This is a genomic window from Spirosoma fluminis, from assembly GCF_054778895.1.
The window spans coordinates 1-12,227 of the sequence record NZ_BAAGZD010000030.1 but is presented as its reverse complement, the minus strand read 5'-3'; the positions used below and the strand labels follow the sequence as shown (position 1 = coordinate 12,227).

General features: G+C 47.0%; 14 protein-coding genes. 7 read left to right on the top strand and 7 right to left on the bottom strand.

Annotated features, from left to right (window positions below; all coding sequences use genetic code 11):
* Nucleotides 1–17: 17 nt before the first annotated feature.
* The 5 genes from ACYVBJ_RS20610 to ACYVBJ_RS20590 all read left to right on the top strand — a co-directional run bounded on the left by ACYVBJ_RS20610 (nucleotide 18) and on the right by ACYVBJ_RS20590 (nucleotide 4,813).
* Nucleotides 18–842 (top strand): sterol desaturase family protein, encoded by an 825-nt coding sequence (locus ACYVBJ_RS20610; RefSeq protein ID WP_460984194.1) that lies wholly within the window; start codon nucleotides 18–20, stop codon nucleotides 840–842.
* A gap of 483 nt (nucleotides 843–1,325) precedes the next feature.
* Complete coding sequence (locus ACYVBJ_RS20605; protein ID WP_460984193.1) at nucleotides 1,326–1,673, top strand: winged helix-turn-helix transcriptional regulator; 348 nt, start codon at nucleotides 1,326–1,328, stop codon at nucleotides 1,671–1,673.
* A complete protein-coding gene (locus ACYVBJ_RS20600) occupies nucleotides 1,663–2,745 on the top strand; it encodes a fatty acid desaturase family protein (protein WP_460984192.1) in 1,083 nt (360 codons plus the stop codon). Before ACYVBJ_RS20605 ends, ACYVBJ_RS20600 begins: the two co-directional genes overlap by 11 nt.
* A 49-nt stretch (nucleotides 2,746–2,794) precedes the next feature.
* Nucleotides 2,795–3,706 carry an SAM-dependent methyltransferase gene (locus ACYVBJ_RS20595; RefSeq protein ID WP_460984191.1) on the top strand — a complete coding sequence of 304 codons (912 nt, stop codon included), beginning with the start codon at nucleotides 2,795–2,797 and terminating at the stop codon, nucleotides 3,704–3,706.
* 366 nt (nucleotides 3,707–4,072) lie between these two features.
* Nucleotides 4,073–4,813, top strand: coding sequence for a nuclear transport factor 2 family protein (locus ACYVBJ_RS20590; RefSeq protein WP_460984190.1), 741 nt, complete (start codon nucleotides 4,073–4,075; stop codon nucleotides 4,811–4,813).
* Between the two features lie 124 nt (nucleotides 4,814–4,937).
* Here ACYVBJ_RS20590 and ACYVBJ_RS20585 read toward each other — a convergent pair whose 3' ends face one another.
* The 6 genes from ACYVBJ_RS20585 to ACYVBJ_RS20560 all read right to left on the bottom strand — a co-directional run bounded on the left by ACYVBJ_RS20585 (nucleotide 4,938) and on the right by ACYVBJ_RS20560 (nucleotide 9,865).
* Nucleotides 4,938–5,258 carry a hypothetical protein gene (locus ACYVBJ_RS20585; RefSeq protein WP_460979688.1) on the bottom strand — a complete coding sequence of 107 codons (321 nt, stop codon included), beginning with the start codon at nucleotides 5,256–5,258 and terminating at the stop codon, nucleotides 4,938–4,940.
* A 500-nt stretch (nucleotides 5,259–5,758) separates the two neighbouring features.
* Nucleotides 5,759–6,178 carry an LIC_13387 family protein gene (locus ACYVBJ_RS20580; protein WP_460984226.1) on the bottom strand — a complete coding sequence of 140 codons (420 nt, stop codon included), beginning with the start codon at nucleotides 6,176–6,178 and terminating at the stop codon, nucleotides 5,759–5,761.
* Nucleotides 6,179–6,518: 340 nt separating this feature from the next.
* Entirely contained in the window at nucleotides 6,519–6,863 is a 345-nt protein-coding gene (locus ACYVBJ_RS20575; protein WP_460984189.1) for a cupin domain-containing protein, read from the bottom strand.
* Between the two features lie 240 nt (nucleotides 6,864–7,103).
* Entirely contained in the window at nucleotides 7,104–8,039 is a 936-nt protein-coding gene (locus tag ACYVBJ_RS20570) for a PLP-dependent cysteine synthase family protein (RefSeq protein WP_460984188.1), read from the bottom strand.
* Nucleotides 8,040–8,384: 345 nt separating this feature from the next.
* Complete coding sequence (locus tag ACYVBJ_RS20565) at nucleotides 8,385–9,221, bottom strand: alpha/beta hydrolase (RefSeq protein WP_460984187.1); 837 nt, start codon at nucleotides 9,219–9,221, stop codon at nucleotides 8,385–8,387.
* Nucleotides 9,222–9,439: 218 nt separating this feature from the next.
* Nucleotides 9,440–9,865, bottom strand: a complete 426-nt coding sequence (locus tag ACYVBJ_RS20560) for an EthD family reductase (protein ID WP_460984186.1) — start codon at nucleotides 9,863–9,865, stop codon at nucleotides 9,440–9,442.
* Nucleotides 9,866–10,046: 181 nt separating this feature from the next.
* Between ACYVBJ_RS20560 and ACYVBJ_RS20555 the strand changes: the two genes are divergently transcribed.
* Nucleotides 10,047–10,169, top strand: a complete 123-nt coding sequence (locus ACYVBJ_RS20555; protein WP_460984185.1) for a hypothetical protein — start codon at nucleotides 10,047–10,049, stop codon at nucleotides 10,167–10,169.
* On the opposite strand, the gene ACYVBJ_RS20550 is transcribed toward ACYVBJ_RS20555, so the two are convergent.
* Nucleotides 10,159–11,070, bottom strand: coding sequence for a hypothetical protein (locus tag ACYVBJ_RS20550; RefSeq protein ID WP_460984184.1), 912 nt, complete (start codon nucleotides 11,068–11,070; stop codon nucleotides 10,159–10,161). The two genes, ACYVBJ_RS20555 and ACYVBJ_RS20550, sit on opposite strands and share 11 nt — an antisense overlap.
* Before the next feature lie 606 nt (nucleotides 11,071–11,676).
* On the opposite strand from ACYVBJ_RS20550, the gene ACYVBJ_RS20545 reads away from it, so the two are divergent.
* On the top strand, nucleotides 11,677–12,138 hold the full coding sequence (locus tag ACYVBJ_RS20545; protein WP_460984183.1) for an SMI1/KNR4 family protein: 462 nt from the start codon (nucleotides 11,677–11,679) through the stop codon (nucleotides 12,136–12,138).
* Nucleotides 12,139–12,227: the final 89 nt, after the last annotated feature.

Here is a 12,227-nt window from a genome sequence, read left to right as displayed (position 1 = left end):
TTTATCCCCATTAAATCATGGAATTTCCTGAAGTAAACCCTGGCACACAGCCTGTTTTGCTGTATGCCGTGCCACTTATTGTGGTTTGTGTAGCCCTGGAGTGGTGGTTCACTCGCCACGACGATCATCGTCGATACGATAGCCGTGACTTCAAGGCATCGCTCGGAATCGGAATCGGTAGTCTGGTCATTAACGCCGTTCTGAAAGCGATCACGGTAGGACTCTGCTGGTTTGTTTATAAACACCTTCCCTGGCGCTTGCCCAACACCGGGTGGGTCTGGCTGGTCGCTTACGTGGGCATTGACGCGTGTAATTACCTGGCTCATTACGTAGCCCATAAGCAACGGATCTGGTGGGCAACGCACGTAACGCACCATTCCTCCGAGCACCTGAATCTGTCCACCTCCTTCCGGAATTCATGGACCCAATACCTGAAAATCGTGTTCTTCGTGCCGGTCTGGCTAACGGGCATTCATCCGGCCATTATTTTCACCTGCTACCAGCTCGACCTGCTGTATCAGTTCTGGATTCATACGGAGGTAGTGCCTAAACTGCCCCGCTGGCTGGAGTATGTGTTTGTTACGCCTTCGCACCACCGGGTTCACCACGGCCGCAATCCGCAGTACATCGACAAAAATTTTGGTACCACGTTCATCATCTGGGACCGGCTATTTGGTACGTTCCAGGAAGAAACCGAGCCACCTGTATACGGATTGACCAAGCCTGTCGAGTCGTATAATGTCATCTACCTTAATTTTCACGAGTGGGCGGCTATCTGGCAGGACGTTCGGAAGAGCAAATCCGCCCGCGAGGTGATCGGTATTCTGTTCGGCCCGCCCTGACAGTATATTTTTTTAGGATGTAAACCGGTTTTTTATAGCTGGCTGACTCCAGGAAAAGGCCAGCTGAAAAAACCGGTTTCCGCTAAGTTGGATAGGGTACCCGTTATTTATTGCCACTTTCCAGTACCTTTAACACAGCTTGCTCTTCGTTCAGTGGTTACCCAAAAAAGAAACTTACTAGCCTGAAAGTTAGTTACTAATTATAGTGCTACTTCTTTTCTGATCATCTCTTCATGCTTCACAGTGCTGTCGAGACTATACACGACAGCGGATTGCCCTCACTTTTTACGCTTCCATTTTCTGTTACCCCTTAGTTCAACGCCTATTTTTAATTTTTAACTTACGCTTACCCCTGTTGCTGACAAGATCCACCATTGGCTTTAGCCAACTTCGCTAAGGACGTTCGATGGACGATCAACGGCACTACTTTACACTGTCTCGGCTTGGGCTTTCCTGATTCGGTCCGGTATATGACTACACGCGATGCCACAAACCGATCAGAACGAAGACCCCTTCGACCCCGCATTAATTCATAAAGCCCTGACCATTCTGAATGGCAAATGGCGGCTGTACATCATCCTGCTGCTCGATAAACGTACGCTTCGCTATAGTCAGCTGAACGAAAAACTACCCGACATAAGTCATAAAGTGCTGGCGGGCGAGTTAAAAGCACTCGTTGTTCTCGGCGTGTTGACGCGCAAGGTATACGCCGAGGTGCCGCCACGAGTCGAGTATGCACTTACTGAAAAAGGCCAGTTAGCCCTGCCTATCATAAAGGCGGTGCAGGAACTAGGCAAATTATTTAACCAGGAATCAACCGATGAGCAATAAGCTAAAGTTTAAGAACACCACCCGCTCCACATTCTTCGTTACGGCTCGAAAGCGAGTGGACGCGTATTTCAGTGAACAGGCCCTTTCGCCCCACGCCAACGGGGCTATGTGGGCCAAAGCCATTTTCTTTCTGTCGGGGTATGCCGTACTCTACGGGTTGATTCTGTCCAATCAGTTTACGATCTGGCCGATGCTGGGCATGGCTATCTTACTAGGCATGTTTGCCGCTTTTATCGGATTCAATGTATCCCACGATGCCCTGCACGGTGCCTTTTCGGCCCACGACTGGGTCAATCGATTAATGGGCGGAAGTTTTTACCTGCTGGGCGCCAACCCTTACGTCTGGAGGATCACGCACAACGTAGTGCACCACACCTATACTAATATTCCCGGTCATGACGAAGATATTGAGGTAGCACCGGGGCTGGTCAGGCTTGACCCCGACGAAACATTACGTCCCTGGCACCGGTATCAGCACTGGTACACCTTCCCCTTATACGCGCTGGCATCGCTCTCGTGGGTATTTCGGAAGGACTACGTTAAATTTTTTCAGAAACGCATTGGGCAGCACGATACGTCTTCGCATCCCCGTCGGGAATACATCAAGCTATTTGCCTCCAAGGCCATTTATTACGTGTTCTTTCTGGTTATACCTTTTTTGGTGCTTGACGCAGCCTGGTGGCAGATCATTATTGGTTTTATTGTGATGCACCTGGCCGAAGGACTGGTACTGGGGTTGATCTTTCAACTAGCCCACGTAGTGGAAGGTACTACGTTCCCGTTGCCCAACGAAGAAGGCGATATGCAGGGAGCCTGGGCCGTTCATCAGATGCAGACAACGGCCAACTTTGCGCCCCAGAGCGCGGTGGCGGCTTTTTTCTGTGGGGGGCTGAATCGCCAGATCGAACACCACCTGTTTCCGAAAGTCTGCCACATTCATTACCCGGCCATTACCGCGATTGTCAAGCAAACGGCCGAAGAGTTTGGCTTGCCTTATATGGAGAACGCAAGCTTCGGGTCCGCCCTTTCGTCGCATTACCGGGTACTCCAGAAATTAGGACGGCCCGTATAGATTGGGCAACCGCATGTCATGTTCATCCTCAATCCTTTCTCTTTAAGCTATGGCAACCCAACAGGATTTAGACTTTACCTACACGACCATTGACGAAATTTTCCGGCTGAGCATGGGCGAAACCGGCGACTATAGCGGGGCCATGTACAACGGCGATTTCTCGATGACCCTCGAGGAAGCTCAGCGGCAAAAGCATAAATTCATTGCCGATAGCCTACAGGTGAGACCCGGATCGCGGGTGCTGGACATGGGCTGTGGCTGGGGCCCGTTTCTGAACTATCTTCGGGAGCGCGGTGCCGATGCCCGTGGCGTTACGCTCTCGCGTGGTCAGGCCGAGGCTTGCCGGGTCAATGGTCTGCAGGTCGACGTAAAGGATTGTCGGCAGATCACCCCGGCCGATTACGGTACGTTCGACGGGATTAGCTGCATCGGGGGTATGGAGCATTTTTGTTCCGTTGAACAGTACCAGGCCGGTAAACAGGATCAGGTGTACGCTGATTTTTTCGGTACGCTGAACGATCTGCTGCCTGTTGGGGGACGATTCTACATGCAAACGATGGTGTTCAGCAAGAATATGATACCATTCGAGAAAATCAGTCTGCAAGCGCCCAAAGATTCCCCTTCGTACGCCCTGGCGCTGATGATTGCGCAGTTTCCGGGTTCCTGGTTACCCTACGGGCCGGAGCAGGTCATTCGCAATGCCGCTCCAAACTTCAAGCTGCTGTCTCAAAGCAGCGGCCGGCTCGACTATATTGAAACAATCGGACAGTGGCGGAAGCGCTTCCGGGCGTTTCACCCGCGTAAATACAGGCTGTATGCTTCATTGCTGCCCCGGCTGCTAACCAACAAGTCCTTCCGGGACCTGATCGCCGTATTCAGAGTTAGCCCGAATCGGGTGTGTTTTCAGCAGGAAACGATGGATCATTATCGACTGGTATTCGAGAAGGTTACCCCCTCGTGACCCAACCCGGTTGGGGAGCAGTGTTTGCTCTATTCAACCAAAGCAACGGGTGCTGCGTTGGTTTCTCCTGGCTAACGTAATTTCCTGTATTCAAAAAAAATAGTACGTTTGTCTCGCTGAAACGTAATCTCATCACATACGCTCCACCGCCGACTATCCGCACCTCAACCTGGGCGGACGGCTCTCTTACGTTGCTGTAGCTACAGCAACGGCAGGTTCTTTTAGGCGACCTGTACATCCATTCCTCTATTCATTTTTTAGTCGATGAAAACAAACGTTTCATCCTGGGTTTGCTGTGCGTACTGGTTCCAGTTCGTATCGCATCGAGCCCTCATGTCGAATAAGACACTTAAATGACGACAGATCATGCAAGCAGCAGTAACTAATAAAACCATCATACGTGATTTTTATCGGCGAGCCGTTGGGCAGGGCGATCTTGAATTTGCCAGTCAAATTCTTGCCGACGACTATATCCAGCACAGTACAGCCCTGAAACCGGGGAAAGCCGGTGTGCTCGAAGCGTTGGCCTACATGAAGCAACTGCCCAAACCGGCCAGCTCGTCAACCCCGTTTATGCGGTTACTTGCCGAAGGGGATTATGTAGTTACGAACCTGAGTATTGATTGGGGCGGCAGGAAGAAAGCCGTTGTTGACTTGTTCAGGTTTCAGGACGGACAGATCGCCGAACATTGGGATGCCGTTGAGGATTACCCCGAAACGTCGTTAAATGGCCATGCGCTGATGGATGGACCCATGCCGACGGATGACGCCAAGCTGACCCCAATTAACAAGCAACTGGTGACCCGATTTTTCGAGGACGTATTCGTTGAGAGACGATTTGCGGCACTGTCCGATTTTGTAGTCCCTGATCTTATCCAGCACACGCCCGAAATCGGTAACGGTCTGGATGGATTAAGCCGGTATTTACTGGAATGGGGGCATACCCAGCCGGCCAGAACGCTGCATCGCGTTATTGGCGACGGTGATTTTGTCGTTGTTCAGTCGGAGGGGCGCGTGAACACGGAGCTGCGAATGTATTTTGACATCTTCCGGGTACAGGAGCAGAAGCTCGTTGAACACTGGTCCGTAAAACAGCTCATCGAGTAGCTAATCCATTCAATACGTTGCCAACTGGGTTATCAGGTAGCTGGCATATACCAAAAAAACAGGTTTGGTTGCATGAGGGAAGCCTGCGACCAAACCTGTTTTTTTGGATAAAGCGAAGATAAGATTACCGGCGCGGTGGTTTAGCACCTGTCGTGCTGGGCGGAGTTTGCGTGGCAGGGGTTGAAGTGCTGCCACTTGTCGTACCCGAAGACGAGCTCGATCCCGACTTCCGGGTCGTATCTCTCGTAGCCGAAGAATTTGTGGACATCGATCCGCTGCTCATGGTTCCCTGATTTCCCGAAGTGGTTCCAGTCGTACTGGTCGAGCTTTGGGTACCTACAGAAGTGCCGCTGGTCGATGAATTGGTTGTGTTGGTCGTTTGGGCATTGGCTGTGTACGTGGCGAGCGCGATGAAGAAGGCGCTGGCGGCTACTACTTTTTTCATAACTTGATAAATTAAAGGGTTGATAAATAAAAGCGACCTGGTTTACAGCTTCCGACGGGAATATGAAGCCTGACGCTTCCGAATGTTGCCCTCACTCCTGTTGCAGGATGGCGTTACAAAGCAAAGCTATGTACCTTAAGCAGGACTTAATCTCACTTTAAATTTACCTTAAAATTGCCTGAGGGTGAGTTAGATAAGAATTCAGGTATGGCAAACGATCATACCTATGCTGTATGTGCCTACGTAGTATAATGCAAACGCGTTCGGGTGGACACTTGGAGCGGGCGAACAGCGTATCGGATTACTGTTAACGTGAGATATGTATTATCCTCTGGCCTCAAATGAGCGACTTATGTCATCCCGACGAAAGGAGGGATCTTCGAGAGCCGGAGGAAATATAATTCTCGCCTGAAGATCCCTCCTTTCGTCGGGATGACAAAAAATCCTATTTAGTTATCTGAATTGCAGAGAATTAGCTTGCTTAATATTCAGACCTCACATCATTTACTGATAAAAGTCAGGATGTAGGCAGTAAGGTAGCAGGCTAATGTTAGTAACAGCCCAATCAGGGGAGCACTGAACCAATACTTTCCGGCCAGCCAGACATAAAAGCCAATGGTAAGGATATTGATAACAAAGAAGAGGTGGTCGGATGGCAGCACTCGGAAATAGCGAAGGACCAGATACAGATTGATCGCGCCGATAAAAATCACGCCCGCGCTATGACTGCCATTGAACCCAATCCACGATTTCCACATGGTTATATCTGGGGTCAGAAGGGGAGAAGACGATTTCATGTCGTCAATCATTTTTCCGTTTCCCGAAGAAAATGCGTTCGTGAAAAACGTGAGATATAAGTGAATACATCCTAACAGAGCCATTACGGCTGATCCTGTAATCCAAAGATATTTTGCCAGCATCATCTTGTTTTTAAATCACCCAATCCGCTTTTATCCTTTCTTACTACGTATTGAGGCCCCGGATGAGGGACTTGCAATCTGTTCAGCAGACTTGCGTAACTACTGCTGTTCTAGAAACGAGGTGAACATACCTGACAGGACTCACCCTGTTTTACGTACCGAACGTTATCCCTGTTGATGCCCACAACTTTTCAGGGAACATGGTTCGTGCAGACATGTATAAGCCGCCGACTCGTTGCGTTCCTTGTGCCATCCTTCAGGCTCCGACACCATCGGCAAAACAAATGACAGGGGAAGGCAGGATTGCCGTCTGGCTACTACCATTGAGCCGGCTTCCTGTTTATATAGCCACCTGCACCGTTTCAAGTTGGGCATGTTCAACGGTTAGGTTAACCGAACGCTCACCTTTCGGCCGGGTTCTGTGGACAACGTTTTTAGGAATGGTAAACAATTGCCCCGGCAGTAGCTCGATTGTTTCTGATTCGAGGTCGATCAACAAAACGCCCTCGATCATGATAAAGGTCTCATCCGAATTGGGATGATAATGCCAGTAATAGCTCTGGGTCATCACACTCACCTTTACTACGTGGTCATTGACCAGCGCTAAAGAGGAATTGGCGTAATTGGTCTTGACCGCATCTGTTAATTTTTGAATATCAATAACAGTAAGGGGAGCAATATTCATAAGCAGTGTTAATTTAGTAGGTAACGATCTGAGCCGTTTGGCTTGCCCAGGGTCACTTTTAGCTTGTTTACCAGACAAGTCGGGTCAGACAGTCTTTGTTATATCTTGTCAGAACATTCACATCATTGGATGGAGCGCTCAGCACTTTTGCATACTGATGGTAGAAAACGTAACTGGTTGGTATGGTACGTTCATCCCGCGACTTGTCAGCGGAAAACTGACCCATGGGCGGTGAAGCTCCTACCCGCCAAATAAGCCCCCGGCCAAGTACTTCATTCCCGAATCACAGGCAACCGTCACAACCGTGTGATCAGGACCCAACTGACAACCGATATCCAGCGCTGCGGCTACGTTAAGCCCAGTAGATGTCCCGGCAAAGATACCTTCACGAGCGGCCAGGAGCCTTGCTACTTCGCGGGCGCGGGCTTCAGGTATAGCACGTACCTCGTCGTAATGATCAGTCGACAACATTGGGGGAATAAAACCCACGCCCACACCGTCAATACTGTGGTTTCCTTTGGTGTCCTGCGTCAACACGGGCGATTCGGCCGGTTCAAGCGCCACTACATTTGTTTGAGAACGGGCCTGTTTCAGTTCCTGGGACACACCGGTAAGCATGCCTGCGGTGCCAACAGCTGCCACAAAAACATCCACCGCGGCTGGACACTGTTGAATAATTTCCTGCCCCATTTTTCGATACCCTTCTATGGCATCGCGGTTCTCGAACTGGCGCGTCCAGTAGTTCTCCGGATGTTGGCCAAGCTCCGACGCTAAGCCAATCATCCGTGGAATCAGGTCGGGCGTAATTTGGCCGCCTTCGCTCGGTACAAGCTGAATTTCGGCTCCTAAAGCCCGCATTGACTGCAATTTCTCTTTCGCAAAAGCATCTGACGAGATCACCCGAAACCGATACCCTTTCACCGCACAGACGAAGGCCAGTGCTGTGCCTGTACTCCCGGCCGTGCACTCGACTACGGTCATGCCAGGCCGGAGCGTACCCCGTTGTTCCGCTTCTTCAATGATTGCCTGTGCCATGCGATCTTTGAAGGAACCGGTAGGGTTCAGGTATTCCAATTTCAGGTAGATAGCGGCACACGGTTGGGGAACGATGTTACGTAAGCGCACGAATGGTGTATTTCCAATCGCCGAAAGGGCAGAATGTGTCGTTGAAGGCATAAGGTTATAAGGGCTTACCACGGGTCAAAATCTGCTCTGTCGGTATGAAAGACTTGGCTGTATGTTCCTCGGAATGTATCGAACCCGGTAGCGGTGCCCAGACATATGCAACGTGTGCGTATGTAGAAGCCTATGAACAGTCACCGAAAATTGGCTAGCATAACCGCGCGCAACCCGATGGGCTTGTCAAATTCGTCTTGCAGGGGCCGTCTGTAGCAGCCTGGAAACTTACTTTATCACCTCACTGATCAGTAATTCGTCTGCCTAGTCGGTAACGTAGTACCACACTTATCGTAATACCCTGGTTATGATAGTTTTTTAGGTTACTTACTTCTTCAAAATATATCACTTCCCTGCATTCTCTTTCCAATCACTATACACAAATCGTAGCGCATCATAATAGGCAAGAATTGGCTCTGTCATGTGGTCTTCATCAGGGTAATATTTATACTTGTGTTGGAATGTTTTCAAACGGTTCTGTTTAACGAGTTTATCAAACTTCAATAAATCATTTCGAAAATCTCCGTCTTCATTTCCTACGCTGTAGAAAAGTTTTCTATCCCTTATTGGTAATTTTGGTAGCTTTTTTTCTGCCAACGATAATAAATATTTATTGCCGAACCATAGCGAAGGACTTATCGCAATGTAAGCATTAAACATAGCAGGGCGCGTAAGCATACAATTAATAGTTGTAAGACCACCGAAGGAATGTCCGGCAAATATTTTGAAAGAACTTGTTTTGTAAGTAGTCTCTATATAAGGCATCAATTCCTGCTGAATAAAGTTTAGAAACTGTTCATTGCCACCAGATGTCTTGTATTTAGAATCAACTTTACCGTCAAAGTCGATTAAACTAGTAGTGGGCGTAAGGTCTTTTACCCGGTCTAAACTAACAATCCCTACTACTATTACAGGAGGAATAACTTTCCAATGCCTCAGATATTCTACGTATGCAGAAACGATGTGAAAATGGTTCTCCCCATCCAAGAGATACAGCACAGGCAATGCCTTACCTATATCCGTAGAATCGAGTTTTGGAACGTTAATGTATATCTGACGGTCTTGATTTAGTACCCGGGAATGAATTAAATGGACATCGTTGGCAATATGATTGTATAACTTTGGTACTTGGGCTGTTGCCTGTAATGTAAGAAATATAAAGAATACGATAAAGTACTTCATAACATTGACGAAAATCTGGTAAAAGTGTATAAATCAAGGAATGTCTCGTTCAAAATTGCTAATAACGATTTGGCTATTGGCGAAGAAGAGACAAGTGAAAAACGTCAGCTTGAATTATGAGCCAAAGCCCAATAGAATTACAAATGTCGAGGCTTGTACCAAATTACGCACTCCGGTTCATCGTTTGAATTGCATAGGTATTTGTGCAACCTGGAAAATTACTTTATCACCTCACTGATCAGTATAGTAGGCGTGATATTGGTATACTTGGGGAAATCTGCCCGTATTGCGTCTCTATTCGGCGCAATAGCCGCCTGATATTCAGGTAGACTTTTAACGTAAAAACTGCCGATTGCCATAAAAGGCAATGGCGAGTTGGGCATTCCGTTCGATACCCCTTTTTCTATGGTATAGCGTACCAGATTAGACCCTAACAAACCGGCTACAAAGGGCATGTGACGTTTCTCGTAATAATCTATATCGAAGGTTTTACCTTCTGCATACGGGTAAAAAACGGACACTTTAATTAACCCTTTTTCGGCAACGTCTGCTTTGCTTTCGGATTTAGGAGCGTTTTTTTGTTGGGCAAATGTTGAAAAACATAAGCCAAGGGCTGCGACAGCTAATACAAGTTTACTTTTCATACTGGTGGTTTTAAGTGTTCAAAGTAAATCTAATTACAACGTAACAAAATTTTGCTTTTATCGAGACAAATACCAGAAGAATCACATTGCCACTCCGAACCGCAAATGGAAGCAACTACTTTGGCTGGTCGCCCAACGAACCAGGGGGTTGATGGCCCTGCAAGCTAGCTGAAACGGGCAAATGACTCGCCCGCCTTTACACCCCCTGCCGGTTGGGCTGACTCGGCTGACCTCAGCGGCCTGCCCCCTGTCGCCCGTGAGTGACCCCACGCAGAGCGAGATTCTATACCTGCTTATGGCATAGAATCTTCTCTCATATTCTCGTAACTGGGACTGGAAATATATCTGCCTGCTTCTCTATAATTATTATCGCCATAAGAACCGTCATTAAAATAATCATTCTCATTCTGGCTTCTTTCCACATAACTCTTCTCGCGTAACCCATTGCTATTCATAGCTAGCTTTGGTCGAGAGGAAGATTTATTCATGCTGATAATTTTTGATTTGTCAATCTTCCGCTTTGTAACATTTATACTCTTCAAAGTATCAACAATGTCTTGATACGTAGATAAAATTTCTTTCGCATCAATAAATGATGAACTTTGATTAATTATTATGCTATCAATAACATCGGAAATAAAGGATTCGGCGCTGTAATCTAAATCTTCATTTACTATTAAGCTTAACATTGGTTCCCTAACCGGCTTGTATTTTAAAGGATCAGATAATCTGCTGAAAATATTAAACAATCTCAGCCAAGTCTCTGTGTTGAGTATGCTTGTTTTCTGACAACAATACAAAATTGCCTCAACATCAATCATACATTTTGACTTATTATTTACATCTCTTATTTCAGTAACTGAGACTATGGTTTGATTTCTTTTATCGCTTGAATAAGTAGAAACATATCTATAACAGTTACGTAACGATGTCTTCATAGATGTTATCTGTGCAATGCAGTTTGTATCTACAATCTCGTTTTTGAGAAGCAGAATAAGTTCAACAATTCTTTGTTCTGTTTCTGGCTTGAAAACAGACTCGTGAATACTATACGTTGTTTTGGGAATAATAACATTTTTTCCTCTATATGTCGGATCAATATGATTGAGCACACTATAAATTACATGATAGTTATCGGAATGGCAGTAAGGATGCATATCCAACATTTCTTTCAAGGAATCAAGAAGAAAATTTACGTATCTCATAATCAATATTAATCAGAAGCAAATTCTTGTTTCGCATTCATATTTACTGTTGTCAAACTTAAGTAAGCCATTAATGCACTTTGATACAACTCCGTTTATCAAGTGGTCACTTTGTCAACAAAAAGTATGCATGGTTGTCAAATAGAATCCATCGAAGTGTTTGGCGTGTCGACCAAAGCACAAGTTATGACGTAAAAGCTTCCTATCAATCAAGTGCGATTTGTCGACCGAAGCAGCCGAGCACGCCCACTCAGATAAATCACCCAACGACCGCAAGGGCTGAAGCCGGGGAGCGTAGCGACAGCGGCTTACACCCTTGCGCTTGTTGTACGACGGTCGACCGGCTCGACCGACAGCTTGACTGTCCGGTTACACCCATCCAGTCCGGGGGATGGGCTGAAGCGGTTGGCCGTGCATTTTTGGGCTAGCTTGTCTGGTGCTTTGTAAGCGAGCTTCCCCGCGCCAACAAGCTAGCCCAAAAATAGGACAAAAGCAAGGGGAGGTAGGGAGCATCTCCGTACAACGCCCCCGAGGGCTGATGGATGAGTGAACAAGATAGACAAACAAACGTAGCGTCAACCTTTACACCCTTGCCATGTTGGGCTGTTGAGCTTCCCAACCGGCGAGCACCTTGTCACCGGGAAACTAATTGACAAAGCTAAAAATTTGCAAATTGCTGGTAGTACCAACCTTCAAAACATGAAACACACGGCATTCGATAAACTTATTAAATCCGTTCCAGAGCAACTGGCCACCATGGAACAAATAAAAACTTTAGAGCAGAAGCTGAATGTTCGTTTATCTAAGGAACAAATAGACTTTTTGATTAGCTATCAAGGTACCCATTTTCAACTGTGTGACTTACCAGAGTACATGGGCTACTTCGCAGCATTTTACCCTATTGATAAAATAGAAGATGTACATAATGATTATATACCAAACACAATAGAGGTTGAATGGAATGCATTTTGTCACACGGGCCATTTGCTCCCAATTGCTGAAACTAATATTTTTAGTGTATTCGTATGCCTTGACCTCCTCCCAGTAAACTGGACCAACCTAAAGTAGAGAGATCGGGCGATTTTTCGGTACTTTAACAACCAATAATCGCTTATGAAGAAGACCAAATTCACCGAAGCGCAGATTGTTTTCGCGCT